This window comes from Schaedlerella arabinosiphila, from assembly GCF_003885045.1.
GTDB classification, from domain to species: domain Bacteria; phylum Bacillota; class Clostridia; order Lachnospirales; family Lachnospiraceae; genus Schaedlerella; species Schaedlerella arabinosiphila.
Genome location: NZ_RHJS01000002.1, coordinates 2,269,917 through 2,290,176, shown reverse-complemented (window position 1 = coordinate 2,290,176; position 20,260 = coordinate 2,269,917). Strand labels below are relative to the sequence as shown.

20 protein-coding genes and 1 pseudogene are annotated in these 20,260 nt (G+C 50.3%); all 21 read left to right on the top strand.

What is annotated here, in order from left to right; translation table 11 throughout:
• Positions 1-70 precede the first annotated feature (70 nt).
• The 21 genes and pseudogenes from hisZ to EBB54_RS11100 all read left to right on the top strand — a co-directional run bounded on the left by hisZ (position 71) and on the right by EBB54_RS11100 (position 20,192).
• On the top strand, positions 71-1,330 hold the full coding sequence (gene hisZ, locus EBB54_RS11200) for an ATP phosphoribosyltransferase regulatory subunit (RefSeq protein WP_125127490.1): 1,260 nt from the start codon (positions 71-73) through the stop codon (positions 1,328-1,330).
• Positions 1,327-1,983: an ATP phosphoribosyltransferase gene (hisG, locus tag EBB54_RS11195; RefSeq protein ID WP_004080681.1), complete on the top strand. Its 657-nt coding sequence runs from the start codon at positions 1,327-1,329 to the stop codon at positions 1,981-1,983. The genes hisZ and hisG overlap by 4 nt, the downstream gene beginning before the upstream one ends.
• Positions 1,973-3,265 carry a histidinol dehydrogenase gene (gene hisD, locus EBB54_RS11190; protein ID WP_125127489.1) on the top strand — a complete coding sequence of 431 codons (1,293 nt, stop codon included), beginning with the start codon at positions 1,973-1,975 and terminating at the stop codon, positions 3,263-3,265. The genes hisG and hisD overlap by 11 nt, the downstream gene beginning before the upstream one ends.
• Before the next feature lie 127 nt (positions 3,266-3,392).
• Positions 3,393-3,983, top strand: a complete 591-nt coding sequence (gene hisB / locus EBB54_RS11185; protein ID WP_125127488.1) for an imidazoleglycerol-phosphate dehydratase HisB — start codon at positions 3,393-3,395, stop codon at positions 3,981-3,983.
• 26 nt (positions 3,984-4,009) lie between these two features.
• Positions 4,010-5,293 (top strand): bifunctional phosphoribosyl-AMP cyclohydrolase/phosphoribosyl-ATP diphosphatase HisIE, encoded by a 1,284-nt coding sequence (hisIE, locus tag EBB54_RS11180; protein ID WP_125127487.1) that lies wholly within the window; start codon positions 4,010-4,012, stop codon positions 5,291-5,293.
• Between the two features lie 253 nt (positions 5,294-5,546).
• Complete coding sequence (locus tag EBB54_RS11175; protein WP_125127486.1) at positions 5,547-5,861, top strand: hypothetical protein; 315 nt, start codon at positions 5,547-5,549, stop codon at positions 5,859-5,861.
• A gap of 321 nt (positions 5,862-6,182) precedes the next feature.
• Entirely contained in the window at positions 6,183-7,748 is a 1,566-nt protein-coding gene (locus EBB54_RS11170) for an ATP-binding protein (RefSeq protein WP_330554471.1), read from the top strand.
• Positions 7,749-7,848: 100 nt separating this feature from the next.
• Positions 7,849-8,010 (top strand): annotated as a pseudogene (locus tag EBB54_RS11165) (AAA family ATPase); the annotation flags it as partial.
• Positions 8,011-8,036: 26 nt separating this feature from the next.
• Positions 8,037-8,306: a PD-(D/E)XK nuclease domain-containing protein gene (locus EBB54_RS11160; protein WP_125127483.1), complete on the top strand. Its 270-nt coding sequence runs from the start codon at positions 8,037-8,039 to the stop codon at positions 8,304-8,306.
• A 193-nt stretch (positions 8,307-8,499) separates the two neighbouring features.
• Entirely contained in the window at positions 8,500-8,943 is a 444-nt protein-coding gene (locus EBB54_RS11155) for an SCP2 sterol-binding domain-containing protein (RefSeq protein ID WP_004080676.1), read from the top strand.
• 29 nt (positions 8,944-8,972) lie between these two features.
• A complete protein-coding gene (locus tag EBB54_RS11150; RefSeq protein WP_049946616.1) occupies positions 8,973-9,953 on the top strand; it encodes an alpha/beta hydrolase in 981 nt (326 codons plus the stop codon).
• A 111-nt stretch (positions 9,954-10,064) separates the two neighbouring features.
• Complete coding sequence (locus EBB54_RS11145) at positions 10,065-11,468, top strand: condensation domain-containing protein (protein WP_125127482.1); 1,404 nt, start codon at positions 10,065-10,067, stop codon at positions 11,466-11,468.
• A 51-nt stretch (positions 11,469-11,519) separates the two neighbouring features.
• Complete coding sequence (locus EBB54_RS11140) at positions 11,520-11,744, top strand: acyl carrier protein (RefSeq protein WP_004080672.1); 225 nt, start codon at positions 11,520-11,522, stop codon at positions 11,742-11,744.
• A gap of 40 nt (positions 11,745-11,784) precedes the next feature.
• On the top strand, positions 11,785-13,323 hold the full coding sequence (locus EBB54_RS11135) for an AMP-binding protein (protein WP_125127481.1): 1,539 nt from the start codon (positions 11,785-11,787) through the stop codon (positions 13,321-13,323).
• A 138-nt stretch (positions 13,324-13,461) separates the two neighbouring features.
• Positions 13,462-14,373, top strand: coding sequence for a S8 family peptidase (locus EBB54_RS11130; RefSeq protein ID WP_125127480.1), 912 nt, complete (start codon positions 13,462-13,464; stop codon positions 14,371-14,373).
• A 246-nt stretch (positions 14,374-14,619) separates the two neighbouring features.
• Positions 14,620-16,491 carry an alpha-amylase family glycosyl hydrolase gene (locus EBB54_RS11125; RefSeq protein WP_125127479.1) on the top strand — a complete coding sequence of 624 codons (1,872 nt, stop codon included), beginning with the start codon at positions 14,620-14,622 and terminating at the stop codon, positions 16,489-16,491.
• Between the two features lie 161 nt (positions 16,492-16,652).
• Positions 16,653-17,138, top strand: coding sequence for a PH domain-containing protein (locus EBB54_RS11120; RefSeq protein WP_243127628.1), 486 nt, complete (start codon positions 16,653-16,655; stop codon positions 17,136-17,138).
• A gap of 116 nt (positions 17,139-17,254) precedes the next feature.
• Positions 17,255-17,953 carry a LytR/AlgR family response regulator transcription factor gene (locus EBB54_RS11115; RefSeq protein ID WP_004080659.1) on the top strand — a complete coding sequence of 233 codons (699 nt, stop codon included), beginning with the start codon at positions 17,255-17,257 and terminating at the stop codon, positions 17,951-17,953.
• 85 nt (positions 17,954-18,038) lie between these two features.
• Positions 18,039-19,355, top strand: coding sequence for a sensor histidine kinase (locus EBB54_RS11110; RefSeq protein ID WP_125127477.1), 1,317 nt, complete (start codon positions 18,039-18,041; stop codon positions 19,353-19,355).
• Between the two features lie 39 nt (positions 19,356-19,394).
• Positions 19,395-19,817: a DUF3887 domain-containing protein gene (locus EBB54_RS11105; protein ID WP_125127476.1), complete on the top strand. Its 423-nt coding sequence runs from the start codon at positions 19,395-19,397 to the stop codon at positions 19,815-19,817.
• Positions 19,818-19,844: 27 nt separating this feature from the next.
• On the top strand, positions 19,845-20,192 hold the full coding sequence (locus EBB54_RS11100; protein WP_125127475.1) for a DUF3784 domain-containing protein: 348 nt from the start codon (positions 19,845-19,847) through the stop codon (positions 20,190-20,192).
• The last annotated feature ends 68 nt before the right edge of the window (positions 20,193-20,260 follow it).

Below are 20,260 nucleotides of genomic sequence, written 5' to 3'. Positions count from 1 at the left end.
TCAGCGTCTTTGGATGAACGGTTCGGAAAATTGAGATTAGAATTTACACAGAAAGAATGGGATCTACATTATGGAACAGAAATTACATACACCGGAAGGAGTCCGGGATATCTACGGTACGGAATGCAGAAAAAAACTGGCGGTTCAGGAAAAGCTCCATGAATTGCTGCATCTTTACGGCTATCATGATATCCAGACTCCCACATTTGAATATTTCGATGTGTTCCGAAAAGAGATCGGAACCATCTCTTCCAGAGAACTGTATCAGTTTTTTGACCGGGAGGGCAATACGCTGGCGCTGCGTCCGGACATCACGCCGTCCATCGCCCGGGCCGCGGCAACGCTGTTTGAAGAGGAAGACTGTCCCATCCGTCTGTGCTATGTGGGCAATACATTCATCAACCATTCCAGCTACCAGGGAAGATTAAAGGAAAATACCCAGCTTGGAGCTGAGCTGATCGGCGTGGATTCCATTGAGGCGGACGCGGAGATGCTGGCCATGGTGGTGGACGGGCTGAAAAGGGCCGGTCTGAAGGAATTTCAGGTGAACATCGGACATGTGAACTTTATCCGGGGGCTGATGGAGGCATCGGGACTTTCGGAGGAGGTCACGGAGGAGCTTTTTACGCTGATCGCCAACCGCAATTATTTCGGGGTGGAAGAAATCCTGGACAACCAGGGGGTCAGGGATGACGTAAAAGAGGCGTTCGGGGCCCTGCCGGAGCTGGTCGGAGGAGCGGAGGTGCTCTCGGATGCGGCAAGGCTTGCGCCCACCCCGGGAGCAAAGGCGGCCATCGCGCGTCTTTTAAAGATCTACCAGGTTTTGATGCACTACGGGGTGGAAAAGCATATCACGTTTGATCTGAGCATGAGCGGAAGCTACATGTATTATACGGGCATCATTTTCCGGGCCTATACCTATGGAACCGGCGACGCGGTGGTGCGGGGCGGAAGATATGACCACCTGCTGGAAAAGTTCGGGAAAAATACGCCCTCCATCGGCTTTGCGATGATCGTGGATGAACTGGCCAGCGCGCTGAGCCGTCAGAAGATCTCCGTGGAGACCAAGCAGTCCAACCTCATCGTCTGCACGGAGAAAACGCTGAAATGGGCCATTTCCCTGGCTGGGGAATTTCGGGAAAAGGGACGCTCAATCGAGCTTTTAAAACGGGAGCCGTCGGAGGACAAAGAGAAATACATGGAGTACGGAAAACGTACCCAGGCGGTGAGCATGCTGTATCTGCAGGAGGACGGCACGGTGGAACTGGTGAATTTCAGGACCGGAAAAGAGAAGAAGGTTGACTACAAAAAAGAGAGGGTCACGGAATGAAGTATCTGACATTTGCGCTGACGAAGGGCAGGCTGGCCAGCAAGACTCTGGAAATGCTGGAGAAGCTGGGGATCACCTGCCAGGAGATGAAGGACAAAAGCTCCAGGAAGCTGATTTTTGTAAATGAAGAGAGGAAGCTGAAGTTTTTTCTGGCTAAGGGGCCGGATGTTCCGACCTATGTAGAGTACGGCGCGGCGGACATCGGCGTGGTCGGAAGGGACACCATTGTGGAGGAAGGTAGAAAGGTTCATGAAGTGCTGGACCTCGGCTTTGGGGCATGCCGGATGTGCGTCTGCGGATACCAGGAGACGGCGGAGCTGTTAAAGCACCGGGAGCTGATCCGTGTGGCAACCAAATATCCCAATATCGCAAAGGATTATTTTTATAATAAACGCCACCAGACCGTGGAGATCATCAAAATGAACGGCTCCATTGAACTGGCGCCCATCGTGGGATTGTCGGAGGTCATTGTGGATATTGTGGAGACCGGCTCCACTTTGAAGGAGAACGGGCTGGTGGTACTGGAGGAGGTCTGCCCTCTGTCTGCCCGGATGATCGTCAATCCGGTGAGCATGCGGATGGAAAACGACAGGGTGCGGGAGCTGATTACCAGTCTGAGAAAGCTTTTACAGGAGGAACATCATGCGGATTGAGATTTTAGATGAAAATACAAAGAAACATCTGCTGGAGGATCTGCTCAAACGCAGTCCCAACAGCTACGGGGAATATGAGGCCCGTGTGCAGGAGATCCTGGACACGGTCCGGGAGAAAAAGGATGAGGCTGTTTTTGACTATACAAAACGGTTTGACAAGGCGCAGATCGATGGGACGAACGTTCTGGTGACCGAAGAAGAGGTGCAGGAGGCTTACGCGCAGATGGATGAAAACCTGCTGCGGATCGTCCGCAGGGCGCTGGTCAATATTGAAGCCTACCATCAGAAGCAGATGCAGTACAGTTGGTTTGACAGCAAGCCGGACGGCACCATGCTGGGGCAGAAAGTCACGGCGTTAAGGCGGGTGGGCGTCTATGTACCCGGCGGGAAGGCCGTGTATCCCTCCTCCGTGCTGATGAACGTGATGCCCGCAAAGGTGGCCGGGGTGGAAGAGATCATCATGGTGACGCCTCCGGGAAAAGACGGAAAGGTGAATCCCACCACCCTGGCTGCCGCAAAAGAGGCAGGGGTGACGGCGGTCTACAAGGTGGGCGGAGCGCAGGCAGTCGCGGCGCTGGCTTACGGGACAGAGAGCATCCCCAAGGTGGATAAGATCGTGGGCCCCGGCAATATCTATGTGGCGCTGGCGAAAAAGGCGGTTTACGGACATGTCAGCATTGACTCCATCGCAGGGCCCAGCGAGATCCTTGTCCTGGCAGATGAGACGGCCAATCCCCGGTATGTGGCGGCAGACCTGTTGTCCCAGGCGGAGCACGATGAGCTGGCGTCGGCAATCCTGGTGACCACCAGCAGGGAGTTAGCAGAGCAGGTATCCCGGGAAACAGACCGGTTCATCCAGGAGCTATCCAGGGGGGAGATCATCCAGAAGTCACTGGACAATTACGGGCATATCCTGGTGGCGGATACGATGGAGGACGCCATCGACGCGGCCAACGAGATCGCCTCAGAGCATCTGGAGATCATGACGGCGGATCCCTATCAGGTCATGACCAAGATCCGCAATGCGGGAGCCATTTTTATTGGGGAGTACAGCAGCGAACCTCTGGGAGATTATTTCGCGGGACCGAACCATATCCTGCCCACCAACGGGACGGCCAAGTTTTTCTCGCCCCTGTCGGTGGACGATTTTCTTAAAAAATCCAGTATCATTGCCTATTCCAGAGAAGCGCTGGAACAGGTGCACGAGGATATTGAGCAGTTTGCGGAAGCGGAACAGCTTACGGCTCATGCAAATTCCGTCAGGGTGCGGTTTGAAGAATAGGGCTGTGCCTCTGTTTTTAAGGGGCAGATGAGAGAGAATGGGAATTGCCGCATAACAGAAAGCCTGCAGACGGCTGACTTTCTGTACAGGGCGGTATGAAAGGGGCCGGAAGAAGGAGGATTTGCGTATGAAGGAACGGATGGGAAGCTGTACGAGAAAAACAAAGGAAACAGAGATCACCTTGTCCATCAATCTGGACGGGCAGGGGAAGAACCGGATCGATACCGGAATCCCGTTTTTTGACCATATGCTGGACGGATTTGCGCGGCACGGGCTGTTTGACCTGGAGGTGCAGGTGAAGGGGGATCTGGAGGTGGACTGCCACCATACGGTGGAGGATACCGGGATCGTCCTGGGCCAGGCCATTGCCGGCGCGCTGGGAGATAAGGCGGGAATCCGGCGCTATGGAAGCTTTATCCTGCCGATGGATGAGGTTCTTGCCCTCTGCGCCGTGGACCTGTCCGGCCGTCCGTATTTTAAGATGGATGCGGAATTTACGGCGGAACGTCTGGGTACGCTGGACACGGAAATGGTTCGGGAGTTTTTTTATGCCGTTTCTTACAGCGCGGCTATGAACCTGCATCTGAAGATATTGGATGCCGGCAATAACCATCATATGGCGGAGGCGCTGTTCAAGGCGTTTGGAAAGGCGCTGGACGGGGCAGTCATGGAGGAGCCGCGGATGCAGGGCGTCTGGTCTACGAAAGGAAGCCTGTAGGAAAAAATATAGAAGGAGAACATACTATGAGTTATAAAAGGTTAACCCCATGTATCCTGATCGACGGCGCCAAGGCCGTCCGCTGGTTTGACGATAAAACCGTGATATCGGATGACGTGGTTTCCCTTGCAAAGCATTATGGAGAACGGGGGGCAGACGAGCTGATTGTGTTTGATCTGTCCAATTCGGATGAGAACCATGAAGAAGCCATTGACCTGATGAAAAAGATCAACCGGGTCATCAGCATCCCCATGGTGGCAGGCGGAAATATCCGCCGTCAGGAGGATGTAAAGAAGATTCTGTACGCCGGCGCGAAGCGGGCCCTTTTGAACCTCTCTAAGCCCGGAACCCTGAAGCTTTTAGAGGAGGCTGCCCTGCGGTACGGAAAGGAACGGATCGCCGTGTCGCTGAATGATTTTGACGCGCTGTTCAAGCACCAGCACCAGATTGAGAAATATTGTACGGAAATGATATTCATGCACAGGCTGGACCTCAATTCTGTTGTAAACATTACGGAGATCCCCTGCGTGGTGGTGACGGATACGATGGAGCAGAACGAGATTCTCAAGATCCTGAAATCCGACGGGGTCAAGGGGGTTTCCGGTCTCTTTATCAGCCAGAAGGACATGGACTTTGACGCGTTTAAAAATGTCTGCCTGGAGGAAGGCATCCGGATGACTTCCTTTGAAAGCATTATGGATTTTGCGGAATTTAAACTAAATTCCGACGGCCTGATCCCGGTCATCGTCCAGGATTATAAGACCAATGAAGTGCTGATGATGGCATACATGAATGAAGACGCATTTGAGCATACCATCAAAACCGGCAAGATGACCTATTACAGCCGGAGCCGGCAGGAACGGTGGATCAAGGGGGAAACCTCCGGGCATTTCCAGTATGTGAAGATGCTGACCGTGGACTGCGACAAGGATACGCTGCTGGCGAAGGTGGAGCAGATCGGCGCGGCCTGCCACACCGGGAACCGGACCTGCTTTTTCCAGTCCATTGCAGGAAATGATTTTGACGCCAAGAACCCGTTACAGGTATTCGAGTCCGTGTATAAGACCATTGTGGACCGCAAGCAGAACCCAAAGGAAGGGTCCTACACCAATTACCTGTTTGAAAAGGGAATCGATAAGATACTGAAAAAAGTGGGAGAGGAAGCCACGGAGATTATCATTGCCTCCAAAAACCCCAACCCGGAAGAGATCAAGTATGAGGTCTCGGATTTTATGTACCATCTGATGGTGCTGATGGTGGAACGGGGGATCACATGGGAGGATATTACAAAGGAACTGTCAGACCGGTAAGACGGGCTGGCAGTTTCTGCCGCTTCAGGGGCGGAAAACGTGGGAAATGTGTACAGCCGGAAATATGGGCGGACAAAAAATAAATGCAGACAGAAGCGGGGGCTTTGATCCTGTTTTAACAGTGTCACTTCATGCAGGATTCCAGAGGGGAAAAGTTCTAAACATCGGGGATTGTACATATATATTCGATACAAGTATCCGGCGGCCTTAAGCCCCCGGGATACAAAGATCGAAAAACGAAAGGAAGCCTGCTATGAACGATCCCGAGGCACGCCGCAGAGAGCTTCTGCGCCAGACAAGAAAACGGTACGATGACAACCATTTTATCCCTGCGGTCCATCCCAGATACGGAAGTATTTATCATGAATTGTATGACGACCAGGAATCCGCTTATCCCAGAGACACATTCCTCTTTCGGCTGACGCTTGGGATCTTGTGCTTTATCTGCTATGTCTGGATGGATTCCAGCCAGGCCGAGATCGCCAGCGTCAGCAGCGAACAGATCGTGAACCAGATTGAGAAGCAGGTGGAAATGGAGGATATACGGGAGGTTTGGAATAACCTGTAGTATTTTAGGCGGGAGTAGAAAGGAAGCGCTTACGGTTACTGTTCACGGTGCCTTGCACCCTGCTGCAAGGCATCCGGCCAATAAAGTAACATTTGCAGAACTGCCGTTGTTTCAGATAAAGAAAGTCTGGTACAACGGCTGTTTTTGTGCAATAATGGTTTTATAGAGAATGGTAGGGATAAGGTGGGAGAAAGATTTCTGCCGCAGAGGAGTATAGGATGTATTCATAGAAACGGTTTGACAGTGCTCCAGGCAATAAAAGATGAAGTATGGAGAGGGTGTAAAAATTTGAAGAAAAAATTCAATGTTACAGGCTTATGCTTGCCTGATAAGCATTATATGGCGGACATATCAGAGCGTCTCGAAGAAATGAAAGGGTATATTGAGGATGGAGATTATTTTACGATCAACCGGGCCAGGCAGTATGGGAAGACGACAACCTTAAACGCATTGAAGCGGAGATTTGAAAATGAATACATGATTTTTTTGATCAGCTTTGAGGGAATCGAAGAAGAAGTTTTTGCAGATGCAGGCTCTTTCTGCGTTCGTCTGCTTGGGCTGCTTTATGATACGATTGATTTTGGTGAGGTTATAGGGGTACCGGAGGATATCAGGGAAGAATTGTATCAACGCAGCATAGGAGATCCGAAGGATGTGAATTTCCGCGTGCTGACAAATCTGCTGACCAGGCTGTGCAGAAAGGCAAATAAGCCAGTTGTACTTATGGTGGATGAGGTGGATCAGGCGGGAGATTATCAGGTGTTTGTTACGTTTCTGGGGTGTCTGAGGGACATGTACTTAAAGAGGGATACAAGACCGGCGTTCCGGTCTGTAATACTCGCAGGGGTGTATGATATTAAAAATTTAAAAGATAAAATCCGTCCGGAAAATGAGCATGTTTCAAATAGTCCATGGAACATCGCATCTGATTTTGATGTAGATATGAGTTTATCAGTGAAGAATATTGTTCAGATGCTGGAAATGTATGAGGCAGATTATCATACAGGAATGGATGTATCTGCAATTGCGCAATTGATTTATGATTATACATCCGGATATCCGTTTCTTGTTTCAAAGATTTGTAAGCTGACAGACGAAACCGCTGCGGAGAATGGCAAATTCGCAGGAAAAAGCGAAGCATGGACCAGGGATGGGGTGCTTTCTGCCATCCAAAGGCTGCTTGTAGAAAGAAATACATTATTTGAATCATTGACCGGAAAAGTTGAGAGTTCCCCGGAGCTGGAAAATATGCTGTATACTTTGCTGTTTGTTGGCAAGGACATTCCATATAATGCAGATCACAAGGCCATTGCGGCCGCCTCTATGTGTGGATTTGTAAAAAACAGGGACGGGAATGTGGAGTTAGCAAACCGTATTTTTGAAATGCGGCTTTACAACCGGTTTTTATCTGCAGAAGAATTGCAGAATCATCGTATTTATCAGGAATCACTCTATGATAAGAATCAGTTTATCGCTGGGGGGTATCTGAACATGCGGCTGATTCTGGAAAAGTTTGTGGAGCATTTTCATGATCTATATGCGGACAGTGAGGAAACGTTCATTGAGGAATCCGGAAGAAAACTGTTTTTACTTTACCTGCGTCCGATCATCAATGGAACAGGGAATTATTATGTTGAGTCGCGTACGAGAAGCATGGGGCGCACAGATGTGATCGTGGATTATCGTGGAGAGCAATACATTATAGAAATAAAAATATGGAGAGGAAAAGAGTATCACAACCGGGGGGAAGAACAGATTGCGGGATATCTGGAAGACTATCATAAGAATAAGGGATATATGCTGAGTTTTTGCTTTAATAAAAAGAAGCAGATCGGTGTAAAGGAACTTGTGATCGGGAATAAAACAGTGATTGAGGCTGTGGTATGACTATTCCATTAGAATGGCACGTGAGCAGGATGGATGATTTTTCATGATGAAGCTGCCAAAAACAGAAAAGAAATGGAAAAACAGAGGAGTGTGCGTATAAATGAAAGCAAACATATCCATTGGAAGCCAGAGTTTTGAAAAAATAAGAATAACAAAGTCCTTCTACATCGATAAGACGGATTTTATCCGGGAATGGTGGGAGAAAAATGATGATGTGACCCTGATCACCCGTCCCAGGCGTTTTGGAAAAAATGCACAGCTTTTGGCTTTACGGAAGAAGAGGTAAAAATGTCGCTGGAGCAGTATGAACTGGGGGACACGCTTGACAGATATGACGTGATCATGGAGCCAAAAGATGGGAAAGGCGATGCTTATGTGTTTGAATTTAAAGTGAAAGACCCGGATTCAGAGACTACATTAGAGGAAACGGTTCAGAGCGCCCTGGCGCAGATCAAAGAAAAGCAATATGCTGCGGTGCTGACTGCAAAAGGGATCTCAGGAGAACGAATCCGCTGCTACGGCTTTGCATTCGAAGGGAAGAGGATTCTGATCGGGTAAAAGAAAATTATTCCACAAAAAACATGGAAAAATTCCCCTTAAATTGGACAAAAATATAGTTGACCAACGGTCGAAGAATGTGGTAAGGTTTACTTAAATCAATTCGACCGTTGGTCGATTGTATTTTTAGCAGACGGCTGGGACATAGGAACAGCCATCTGGCAGCAACAGTGGGAAATCAAGGAGGAAAAGGATGACTTACGCAGATTTATTTTATGAGATCAAGGGGAAATTTATGGGAGCGGATGTGAGTGATATACACGAGCATCTTGCGTTTCAGTTTAACATTGAGGACGAGGAAGCCGGCGGCGCTTTCTATGTGGAGGTAAAGGACGGCGTGCTCCATGTAGAGCCCTATGAATATTATGACAGAGACGCCATGTTTATCTGTTCATCTGAGGTGCTTCTCAAGATCGCAGACGGAGAGATGGACCCCATCGCGGCATTTACAGACCAGAAGCTGCGGGTGGAGGGCAATATTGAGAAGGCGCTGCGGTTGAAGGAGATCATAGAGCTGAAGAAAGGCGCGGCGCAGGAAAAGAGCATCGCAAAAAAAGCGGCCGACAAGGTTGTGAATACCGTAGTAAAGACGGCGGTCAAGAAGGCAGCGGCGAAGGAAGCGAAGAAAAATAAATAAGACAGACACATGGGAACAGCAAAAAAAGGATGGTGAAACCATTGGGAGCATTGAAAAACATTGTAGCTGCAGCGGGAATCCTGGCTGCGGCAGGAATCGGGGAAACCGCATATTTTTATAACAGGACCATGAAGCGCGGAAACGCGAAGACCGACAGGACCATCAAGATGTCGGGTACAGACTGGGCAAAATATTATCCGCTTATGGAAAAGAGAAAGGAATATGTACTGGCGCAGACCCACAGAGACGTATCCATCACCTCTTTCGACGGGCTGAAGCTCCACGCTACATACTTTCCGGCGGTGGAAGACGGGGAACACGGGAATATTTCCGATGTAAAGAAAGCTGTGATCTGTTTTCACGGCTATACCGGGGAAGGGCTCAGCAATCACGTAGCCATCGCGGATTATTTCCTGAAACGCGGCTATGCCATGCTGATGCCGGACGCAAGGGCCCACGGTGAGAGCGAGGGGGAATACATCGGCTTCGGATGTCTGGACCGGCAGGATGCCCTGGGCTGGATCAACTGGATGATACAGGAGCTGGGTGAGGATGTGAAGATCATGCTTCACGGCACCTCCATGGGCGGCGCTACGGTGCTGATGACCAGCGGCCTGGAACTGCCGGCCAATGTGAAGGGGATTGTATCTGACTGCGGGTTTACCTCCCCCAAGGAGGTGTTCACTTATGTGCTGAACCACATGTACCATTTACCGGCATTTCCGGCAATCCAGGGAGCCGACCTGCTGAACAAAAAGCTGGCGGGCTACGGCATGGACGAGTGCAACGCCAAATACGAGGTCGAAAAGGCAAAGGTACCGATCCTCTTTATCCATGGTTCGGCGGATACCTTCGTACCGTGCAGTATGTGCCATGAGATCTATGACCACTGCAGATCTCCGAAGCGTAAGGTGATCATCGAAGGGGCGGCCCATGCAGAGAGCTATTATAAAGACATGGAGACTTATGAAAAGGCACTGACCGAATTTATGGAAGAGATCATGCAGTAAGAATCTGAGACATACCTGCATTTGTATAAAGAGACGATGCGGATATAGATTGCAGCGGTATTTGAAGCCAATGAACGGACGTTTTTGAACGTGAAAGGATTAATAAACAGAATGAAAACAAGAAAAGGTTATAAGACGTATCCACTGACGGTAGCACAGAAATTCCACAACTATTATTCCGAGTACTGCCCGGGAAAAGAGATCCTGAATGTAGGCACGAGCCTGACCATCGAGTTCGAACTGAATATAGACGAGCTGAGAAAAGCCATCTATAAGGCATACGAGCGGTGCGAGTCCATGCGTGCGCGGCTTGTCTTTGACAAGAAAGAGAAGGAATGGTATCAGTACATTGCCGACAAGGAAGACCGGGAGATCGAGTTCGTGGATTTCACCGGAAAGACCATGGAAGAGGCGGAGGCTGAGATGACGGCGTGGACGCGGGTTCCCTTTGACAAGGAAGACGAGCCGATGAATAAGGTCACCATCATCAAGACTCCGGACGGATATGAAGGGATGTATCTGGTGGGGGATCACAGATTTCTTGATGCCCAGTCGCTGATCGGGTTTATGAAAGACGTGATCGAGCTGTACTGCAACGCGAATTTCGAAGGGGTTCCGTATCCGGCGGATATGCGCTCCTATACCGCGCAGATTGAGAAGGATATGGCATATGAGGCCGGCAGCAAGGCGCAGGCCAGGGACAGGGAATATTTCCGCAGGCTCATCGAAGCATCGGAACCGATTTACAACGGGATCACCGGTCCGCAGAGGCTTGAGGACGCCAGGGCAGCAACCGGGAATCCAAATCTTCGGGCAGCGCCTACCGGATCGGACAGCTTCGCGGCGGCAATCGATATCTTCCATCTGGAGGAGGAGCCGACCACAAGGCTGATGTCTTTCTGCGAGCAGGAACACATTTCTCTGCAGTGCCTGCTTGTGATGGGAATCCGTACCTACCTGCAGAAGATCAACCAGAACGACGACGTGTCCCTGCAGGTTGCCTATGCCCGCAGAGCGACGCTCCAGGAGAAAAAGTCAGGCGGTACGCGTATCCACAGCTTCCCGTTCCGAACCGTGATTTCGGAGGATCAGACATTTTTGGAGGGAATCCATGAGATCCGGGACAGACAGAATGAAGTGTTCCGCTATGTGAATTTCAATCCTACAGAGTATCTTGGATATAGAAAAGAATTTTACAAAACGCCGCTGGGCATGGGATATGAGAGCATGTCGCTTACCTATCAGCCGGCTACGCTGAGGGAAAAGGGGCTGACCGACTTAGGCGGTATCAAGTATAAAACGAAGAGATACTGCAACGGTTATTATGCGGACGGGCTGTATCTCACGGTGATGCACAGGCCGGATGACAACGGACTGGATTTCAGCTTTGAGCATCAGACGAAAGCATATACCAGGGAGCAGTTGGAATATTTTTACTATTATTTCTGCAAGATCATGTTCAAGGGAATCGAGACACCGAACATGAAGATCGGCGATATCATCAAATTGGTGTAATCATTCTGCAGCATAAAAAACACAATACAAAAAAAGAAAGGGTGGGGAAACATGTTTGATCAGTTGACAGAGATCATCGTAAACTATGTGGAGGTTCAGAAGGAAGATATCAAGCCGGAGTCACGCTTTATCGAAGACCTTGGTTTTACGTCTTTCGACTTTATGAGCATGCTCGGTGAAATCGAAGATGAGATGGATGTTGAGATCGACCAGGAGGAAGTAGTCAATATCCGTACCGTCCAGGAAGCAGTGGATTATCTTTCAAAACTGGCGTAGGAACCTGTGGGATTTCCTTATTTGAAAAGGAGAAAAACATATGAACGAATTGCGCAGTACACTCTATGATCTGCTCGTGAAAGCAGAGGAAGCATACGGCACCCAGGATGCCGTCAGATATAAAGTGAAGGACGCTGATCAGGGCGGAAAAAAGAAGACAAAGGTGGAGGCGAAGACCTATACACAGCTTCGCCGGGACAGCGAACATATTTCGGCAGCCCTCACCGAACTGGGGGAACAGGGAAAGCATATCGCACTGATAGGGGCAACCTCCTATTCATGGATTACTTCCTACTACGGCATTGTGAACAGCGGCAGCGTGGCGGTTCCGCTGGATGCAAACCTTCCGGCGGAAGATCTCTGCGAATTGATTGACCGGGCGGATGTAACGACGCTGGTGTATGACGAGACCAAGGCAAATGTTGCCCGGATGGCGGCGGAGAAATGCCCCGGACTTACGCATCTCATCGCCATGGAAGGGGAGACTTCTGTTCCCAATGCCCTCCATCTGTGGGAGCTGGCCGCAGAGGCGCCGGAGAGGACAGATTTTGAGCCGAAGCCGGAGGATCTGGCGACCATCATGTTTACCTCCGGAACCACCGGAAAGAGCAAGGGCGTGATGCTGACCCACCGGAATCTGGCGGAAAATGCGACCGCACAGGATATGGGATATGAACCGGGAATGGTCATCATGACCGTGCTGCCCATCCACCACGCCTACTGCCTGAGTATGGATATTCTCAAAGGGACGTCCATCGGCGCGATCATCTGCATCAACGATTCGCTTTTAAGAGTAGCCAAAAATATCAAGCTCTTTGAACCGAATATGATTCTGATGGTGCCCCTGATGGTGGAGACACTTGCAAAAAAACTGGAAGAAGCGTCATTTATCCCGGCTCCGCTTGTGAAGGCGAAGGTATTCGGGAAGCAGTTTCATACCGTGTGCAGCGGCGGCGCCTACTTAAATCCGGACTATATCGCCCTGTTCAAGAAGTACGGCATTACCATCTTACAGGGCTACGGCATGACGGAGTGCGCGCCGGTAATCAGCACCAACAGCAACAGTGAGAAAAAAGACGGTTCTATCGGAAAATGCATGCCAAACTGTGAGGCGAAGATCGTAGACGAGGAGATCTGGGTAAAAGGTACCAGCGTGATGCAGGGGTACTATAAGATGCCAGAGGAGACGGCCGAGACCCTGGAGGACGGATGGCTGAAAACAGGTGACTTGGGTTACATCGATGAGGATGGTTTCCTGTTCCTGACCGGACGCAAGAAGAACCTGATCATTACGCGGAACGGGGAGAACGTATCCCCCGAGGAGATTGAGAACAAGTTAGGCGCAAACCGCCTGGTGCAGGAGGTTCTTGTGCGGGACTGCGAAGGGCTGATCGAGGCGGAGATCTTCCCGGATCTGGAATATGCGTCGAAGAAGCGGATCAAGGATCTGGAGGGAGAGCTTCAGAAGATCATTGATGAGTATAATAAGACGGCTCCGCTCTATAAGCGGGTGTTTAAGCTGAAAGTGCGTGACGTGGAGTTTGAAAAAAATACTACGAAGAAGATTAAGAGATTTTAGAGTGATTTACAGGGAGCCGCGGCCGGCTCCCTTTTCATATCATCGTATGCAGAAAAGCTGCCGGTGGCAGTTTTTCTGTATTGCGCAGGACTCACAAAAGAACGAAGAGGTGAATATTCTGTTAAAAAGGTCTTTTTTATGAAGTGGGTAAAAAATGCCGTTGGATATTGGTGTGAAGATATTCTGGACAGAAAATACCTTGGCCGGAAGATCGGAGCTGCCGTTCTCGATACCGGTCTGACCGTGCATCCGGATCTTGCAGGACGTATCATGGGATTTGGGGATTTTGTAAACAGGCGGAAGCGGATCTATGACGACAGCGGGCACGGGACCCATGTGGCGGGGATACTGGCCGGGAACGGAAAGCTGTCAAACGGTGTTTATGCCGGGATCGCGCCGGAGGCGTCCATCCTGTGTGCAAAAGTACTGGACGATTCGGGAAACGGGATGGTGGAGTATGTGATGGAGGGAATCCGCTGGGTGCTGGCAGAGCGGAAGAAACACAATATCCGGATCGTCAATATTTCCGTGGGAACCCAGCCGGGACTTGACAAGGGGGAGGAGAAACGGCTCTTGAGAGGGGTGGAGGAGCTGTGGGACGCAGGACTGGTCGTGGTGGTATCGGCGGGAAACTACGGGCCTGATCCGGGAACCGTGGCAGTGCCCGGGAGCAGCCGGAAGGTGATCACGGTGGGGGCGGTGGACATTGCGGGCAGGCAGGGAGGGAAGAGCAGGGCAAAGTGGGATTATTCCGGCAGGGGGCCCACCGAGGACTGCATCATGAAGCCGGATTTGGTGGCGCCCGGAACCTATATTACAAGCTGCAGCGTGGATTACAGACACCGGTTTCGGAAACCCTATACGGTGAAGAGCGGAACCTCCATGGCCACCCCTGTGGTATCCGGGGCCATTGCCTGCCTGCTGTCAAAATATCCGGATATGACCAACGTGGAAGTAAAACTAAAGCTGCGGGAGAGCTGCGTCCCCTCGGAACATACGCAGGGGTGGGGGATGCTGCATGTGGGGAGGCTGCTTTCGGCGGGCTGTTGATGCCCGCCTTCTTCTATGGTGATTGTTTGCACCTGCGGTACTCACAGCAACAATAAAAGTTCTGCGCTGAATGGAAATTACCGGGTAGCATTCTGAGCCGATTCATGGTAAAATATATGAGGTTAGTATTGCCAGAAAGTTTTCGAACACCGATTAAGGAACTGCTGCAGGATCAGCGTTGTATCTGGTTTGCCCCGCTGTTTTGCACCGGCTCCTGAGAAAATATGTATGAGGAGGTACAAACAAATGGCATGGTATGATGAGGCGGTATTTTATCACATTTATCCGCTGGGACTGACCGGTGCGCCCAAGGAGAATCCGTATGGGGAGCCGGAGCATCGCCTGAACACGCTGCTCCCCTGGATTGCCCACATCAGGGAGATCGGCTGCAACGCGCTGTATATCGGCCCTCTTTTTGAGTCTGTCGGACACGGATATGAGACGACGGATTATAAAAAGCTGGACAGCCGTCTTGGGACGAATGAGGATCTGACCGGTTTCGTGGCAGAATGCCACAGACAGGGGATCAAAGTGATACTGGACGGTGTATTTAACCACACCGGACGCGATTTTTTTGCGTTCCAGGATATCAAGAAAAACCGGGAAAATTCCGCCTATAAGGACTGGTACTGCAATGTGAATTTCTGGGGAAATAATTCCTTCAACGACGGGTTTTCCTATGAGAACTGGGGCGGTTACGACCTTCTCGTGAAGCTGAACCAGCATAACCCGGCGGTCAAGGACTATATCTGCGACGTGATCCGTTTCTGGGTCAGCGAATTTGATATTGACGGAATCCGTCTGGACGCGGCGGATGTACTGGACTTCAACTATATGCAGGCGCTCCGCCATACGGCCAATGAAGTGAAGCCGGATTTCTGGCTGATGGGAGAGGTGATCCACGGCGATTACACCCGCTGGGTCAATGAGGGAACCCTGCATTCCGTGACAAATTATAACCTGCACAAGGCGCTGTATTCCGGACACAACGAGCACAATTACTTCGAGATCGCGCATACGGTAAAGCGTCTTTACGGCATGGGCGGCAACCGTCCGGACGGCTTAAAGCTCTACAATTTTGTGGATAATCATGACGTGGAGCGGATCTATACAAGGCTGAACAACAAGGCGCATTTTACGCCGGTCCATATCCTGTTGTATACGCTGCCCGGAGTTCCGTCCGTTTACTACGGTTCCGAATTTGGGATCGAGGGAAAGAAGGAACGGTTCTCAGACGATTCCCTGCGCCCTGCATTGAATCTGTCTGATTATGCGGACGCGGCAAAGGACAATTCCTTTACACGGCTGATCGGGGCACTGGGAAGGACGAGACAGAACACTCCGGCGCTTTCTTACGGAGAGTACAATGAACTGCTGCTGACCAACCGGCAGTATGCGTTTTCCAGAAATTACAACGGACAATCTGTTGTCGTTACGGTCAATAACGACGACAGTGATTACACGATGACCGTTTCTGCAGGAAATGCAGCGGAATATATCGGGGCATTGTCCGGAGAAAAGGTATCTGTGAACGGCGGAAGAATCACGGTCAATGTAAAGGCCAATTCCGGCGAGATCTGGGTTCCTGCGGAAGAGGACGGAGCAAAGACTGCGGCGGACGCAGGATTTACCGGGCTGGATGTGAAGGATGCGGCAGGAGAGGTAAGCAGCGCCGGGAAGAAAGCTGAAGAGACTTCCGGGAAGAATGCAGCGGAAGCTGCCGGAAGGGATGCGGTTTCGGAAAAAGCGCCTGCAGAAAACATACCGGAGTATGGGACGCAAAAGAAGGCTGAGAATCAAGCGGAATCCGGAAAGAAAGCGGATGAGGCAGCCCAGGGGAATGGGCATGTCGGGAAAGAAGCTGCGGAGAGTACACCAAAAAAGAAGACTGCAGACCAGGCTTCCGATGAGAAAGCGTCAGCGTCTGCGGGGGGAAATGTATCCGGAGCAGATGCGGCATATGACGAAGCGTTTGAAAAGGGGAAGATCGCGGGACTCCAGGAAGCGATTCTTGCGATCATGGGAAAAAATGGCCCGATCACCGATCAGATGCGCAGGGATGTGACGGACAATGTGTACCATGATTCCCTGATCAACTGGATCAAGAGCTTCCATTAGGCATCATACAGGGTATACCGGACAGGAATCCGGATCAATAGGAATCGGCAGGAGTATAGAATTTCTCCTGCCCTTCTTTTTTTCAGGCGGTTGACGTATCTTATGTCCTAAAAACCATATAACAGGAATTTACGGTTGTTCTTCCCCAAAAATCGTTTATAATGAATGTAAAAGAAGTATATCATGAGCAAAGAGTAAAACAGGAACGGGAAGGGAATCATATGGTGTTCAAAGGGAAAATAGGCGTTTGGTTTTGGTTGGTCCTGATCGGGGGAAACCTGGTTGCGGCTTATGCATGTTTTCATGAACAATTAAAAGTCGGAGAGGTATTGGGCGTGTTTTTTACCTTTCTGCTTCTGAATATCATCTGTGTACCCATGGTGCTTTGGAACTATGTGCAGATCGACGGAGAAAAGCTGCTCTTTGTATTGGGATTCTGCAAAGACTCTATGAAGGTGGAAGACATTATGGAGGTATACAAAACCCATAACCCCATCGCCGCGGGGGCGCTGTCTCTGGACCGGGTGTGTATCAGGGCAAAGCGGCAGGAATGGATCGTCTCCGTACAGGACAAGGAGCAGTTGTTCCATGAATTAAAGCGGAGAAACCCGAAGATCCAGATCGGGAGAACCGCATGTTCCAGATGATCAGGATTTGCGTGCAATGCCCCTGGAAACGTGCTATCTGATAAAACGAAATCCGTTCGGAAAAGGGAGAAAATGCAGGGGAATGGCGAAAGTAATAAGCAGAGGGAGGGAATGAGATGTACCGGATCGCCGTATGCGACGATGACATTCAGATGCGCGTTTTTCTGCGTTCTGCCATTGAGGAGACCAAAGCTGCCTGCACTGTGGAGGAATTTTCAAATGGAGCGGAGCTTCTGCGGAGCGAAGGGGAGTATGACATCCTCTTTCTGGACATAGATATGCCGGTGGTCGATGGCATCAAGGCGGCAAAACGAATCCGCCAAAAGGACCGAAAGGTAAAGATCATCTATGTCACGGGATATCCGGATTATATGCAGCGTTCCTTTTCGGTTCATCCTTTTTCCTTCCTGATCAAGCCGGTGGAAAAGGAAGCCGTTATACGCCAGCTTAAGGAGGCGTTTTTGTACAGCAGGGAGGAAGAGGATGCAGTCTCGCTGCGGCTGGAGACCACCCAGGGGATGGAGGAGATTGCCCCGGCGGATCTCTACTATCTGGAATACCAGAGCCGGAAGCTGCGTCTCGTGATGAAGCACGGGGAACGGATGATCCGGGGAAAGATCTCGGAGTTTTCGGAAAGGCTGGCGCCTTACGGCTTCGCATCCCCCCACAAGAGCTTCATTGTGAACCTGTACCATGTAAAATCCATCCGCGGGTACGAGATCAGGATGATGAACGGGGACCAGGTTCCGCTGTCCCAGAAGCGTTCCGTGGAATTTCGCGGCCTGCTGGGAAAATATCAGGCGGACAGGCTGTGAAAGGATACCGGCCGGATTTTGACAGGAATTACCCCCGCTCAAGATCTGCTGCGCAGATTGGGTGCAAACAAGAAAGGCTGTGAAAATGAATTGGGTAGAATCTGGTAGATGGAATGAAATTCTGGTGTGCATGGAGACAATTGTAATCACCTTGTGTACCTGGTTTTTCCTGAGCCATACAGAGCACGACAGGGAGGGAAAAACAAAATACCGGCGGATCGCCGCCGTCCTGTACTGTGCCGGGCTGGCGGGACTTACGGTCGGATTGGCGGACGGCAGATCCGTCAAACTGGTTTATATGGTTTTCATGACCATGGCGGCAGGCCGGCGGCTGTACAGCCGGGACTCGATGTACCGGTTTTATTATTTTCTGTTTCCGGTGACCATTGTGACCGCGCAGATTTTTGTGGATTATATGATATTGGCGTATATGAGTTCCCGGTGGGGGATTATGGTCTTTGACTATGCTTCGGAAAACACCGGATTGCTGATCAGGCAATTGACAGAAATCCTTCTGACCGGGGTCTGGGTAGTATTGCTGAACCGGAAAAAGTACGAACATGTGAGAGGAATCCGGTTCGCGGGCCTGTTTCTTCCGCCTGCGGTCAGTGTGTTTATTATTTTTTCGCTGCTCTATATCGGGGATGTTTTTGTACAGCTGTATGGGGCTTATCTGATCATCCTGAATATCTTGTTCCTGGTCCTGATGAATCTCTATATCTGGTATTTATTTTCTTACCAGTCCCAGAATAAGAAGCTGAGGGCAGAACTGGAGATCCGCAAAAAACAGAGCGAGATGCAGTACCGGTATTACGAAAAGGTGGAGCAGAGATACCGGTCCTCCCGAAAAATGGTTCATGATATGAGAAACCATCTCCAGGCCATCGAAGCCCTTAAGGAGCAGGACGCGGCCCAGGGAAAGGAATATGTAAGAAGCATGCACCAGATGCTGGATGCCCTGGGGATCGTCAATTATACGGAAAACCGGATGCTCAACATCATATTGAATGACAAGGCGGAGGAAGCGAAAAAAAGCGGGATCGAGATGGAGATCCGGATCGGGGAAATCCGTCTGGAGCATATCCGGGATATGGATATGACCACCATATTTGCAAATCTATTGGACAATGCGCTGGAAGCGGCGGAGCAGGCAGAGGGAACACGGACGATCCAGGTGCAGGCAGACGCGTTTCATGAGTTTACGGCGGTGAAGATCCGCAATTCGATGCCCTGCGGCAGTACGGCAGGGACGTCAGCATTGCCTCCGGAACGTCAGGCCGGGAAGAACCATATGGGAATCGGTCTGGACAATGTGCGGCACACCCTGGAAGCATACGGCGGGGGCATGATGACGGAAATTCTGGAAGGGGAATTTGTGGTAAGCCTTACCATTCCGGCATAGAGGATTTAGAAAATTTGTGCGAATCAGAGAGGAGGACCTATGAAAAAGAAAAGGATCAGGACGATAGCAGGCATGCTTTTATTGACAGGGCTGCTTTTCGGATGCGCGGGGAGCCAGCGGCTTTCGGATCATTTTGACGAGGCCGAAGTGAAAGCGGCTGCAGAGGAAGTGATCCAGACTCTGAACAGCAAAGAGGTTGAAGCGCTGGTGGAGGAGCAGTGGAATACAGTGATGAAGAATGCGGTTGATGCGGACATGCTGAAAGAGCAGATCGTGCCGATCGTGGAGGAGCTTGGCGAGTTTGAGGGCTTCGACAAGGAGGCCGTGACCGGCGCAAAAGACCCGGATACAGAGCAGGAATTTGCAGTTGCTGTAATCAAGGTAAAATATGAGAAACGAAAGGCGCAGTTTACGATTTCATTTGACGAGGATATGAAGGTAGCCGGATTTTTTATCAAGTAGTTTTGGGAATGCAGAAGGGAGAAGCTGATGGAAACTTTGAAAATCCTTATAGTCTGTTGTCTGGCAGGGAGTTTTATATTTTGGGGCATGGCGGTATTATTTGCGGTATTGAAAGGGAAAGCAGCAATTCTGATTAGTGGATTCAATACGATGCCCAGGGAAGAGAGAGTGCAGTATGACAGGAAGAGGATGAGCAGGGATATGAGAAATACACTTGCTCTGTGGGCGATTGTGCTGGCTGCAGGCGGCGCGCTGGCATATATGTTTACATCCCCAGGCATTGCAGTAATATCGATCATTGTGTGGCTGTTCCTGTTTTTCAGGGAAGTGCATCTGGACGAGGAGAAGGCTTTTGGGAAATATAAAATGAAATAGGGGGAGGATTTAAAGAATCCTCTATTTACAGACCATAACCGCAATGTTAAAATGACAATAGATAAGGA

Excerpts from the sequence above, each read along its gene's own strand:
- EBB54_RS11140 (WP_004080672.1), top strand. The coding sequence starts at position 11,520 with ATGTTTGATCAGTTGACAGAGATCATCGTAAACTATGTGGAGGTTCAG.
- EBB54_RS11175 (WP_125127486.1), top strand. The coding sequence starts at position 5,547 with ATGAACGATCCCGAGGCACGCCGCAGAGAGCTTCTGCGCCAGACAAGA.
- hisG (WP_004080681.1), top strand. The coding sequence starts at position 1,327 with ATGAAGTATCTGACATTTGCGCTGACGAAGGGCAGGCTGGCCAGCAAG.
- EBB54_RS11130 (WP_125127480.1), top strand. The coding sequence starts at position 13,462 with ATGAAGTGGGTAAAAAATGCCGTTGGATATTGGTGTGAAGATATTCTG.
- EBB54_RS11100 (WP_125127475.1), top strand. The coding sequence starts at position 19,845 with ATGGAAACTTTGAAAATCCTTATAGTCTGTTGTCTGGCAGGGAGTTTT.
- EBB54_RS11105 (WP_125127476.1), top strand. The coding sequence starts at position 19,395 with ATGAAAAAGAAAAGGATCAGGACGATAGCAGGCATGCTTTTATTGACA.
- hisB (WP_125127488.1), top strand. The coding sequence starts at position 3,393 with ATGAAGGAACGGATGGGAAGCTGTACGAGAAAAACAAAGGAAACAGAG.
- EBB54_RS11135 (WP_125127481.1), top strand. The coding sequence starts at position 11,785 with ATGAACGAATTGCGCAGTACACTCTATGATCTGCTCGTGAAAGCAGAG.
- EBB54_RS11155 (WP_004080676.1), top strand. The coding sequence starts at position 8,500 with ATGACTTACGCAGATTTATTTTATGAGATCAAGGGGAAATTTATGGGA.
- EBB54_RS11125 (WP_125127479.1), top strand. The coding sequence starts at position 14,620 with ATGGCATGGTATGATGAGGCGGTATTTTATCACATTTATCCGCTGGGA.
- hisIE (WP_125127487.1), top strand. The coding sequence starts at position 4,010 with ATGAGTTATAAAAGGTTAACCCCATGTATCCTGATCGACGGCGCCAAG.
- EBB54_RS11160 (WP_125127483.1), top strand. The coding sequence starts at position 8,037 with ATGTCGCTGGAGCAGTATGAACTGGGGGACACGCTTGACAGATATGAC.
- EBB54_RS11145 (WP_125127482.1), top strand. The coding sequence starts at position 10,065 with ATGAAAACAAGAAAAGGTTATAAGACGTATCCACTGACGGTAGCACAG.
- hisD (WP_125127489.1), top strand. The coding sequence starts at position 1,973 with ATGCGGATTGAGATTTTAGATGAAAATACAAAGAAACATCTGCTGGAG.
- hisZ (WP_125127490.1), top strand. The coding sequence starts at position 71 with ATGGAACAGAAATTACATACACCGGAAGGAGTCCGGGATATCTACGGT.
- EBB54_RS11115 (WP_004080659.1), top strand. The coding sequence starts at position 17,255 with ATGTACCGGATCGCCGTATGCGACGATGACATTCAGATGCGCGTTTTT.
- EBB54_RS11120 (WP_243127628.1), top strand. The coding sequence starts at position 16,653 with ATGAATGTAAAAGAAGTATATCATGAGCAAAGAGTAAAACAGGAACGG.
- EBB54_RS11110 (WP_125127477.1), top strand. The coding sequence starts at position 18,039 with ATGAATTGGGTAGAATCTGGTAGATGGAATGAAATTCTGGTGTGCATG.
- EBB54_RS11150 (WP_049946616.1), top strand. The coding sequence starts at position 8,973 with ATGGTGAAACCATTGGGAGCATTGAAAAACATTGTAGCTGCAGCGGGA.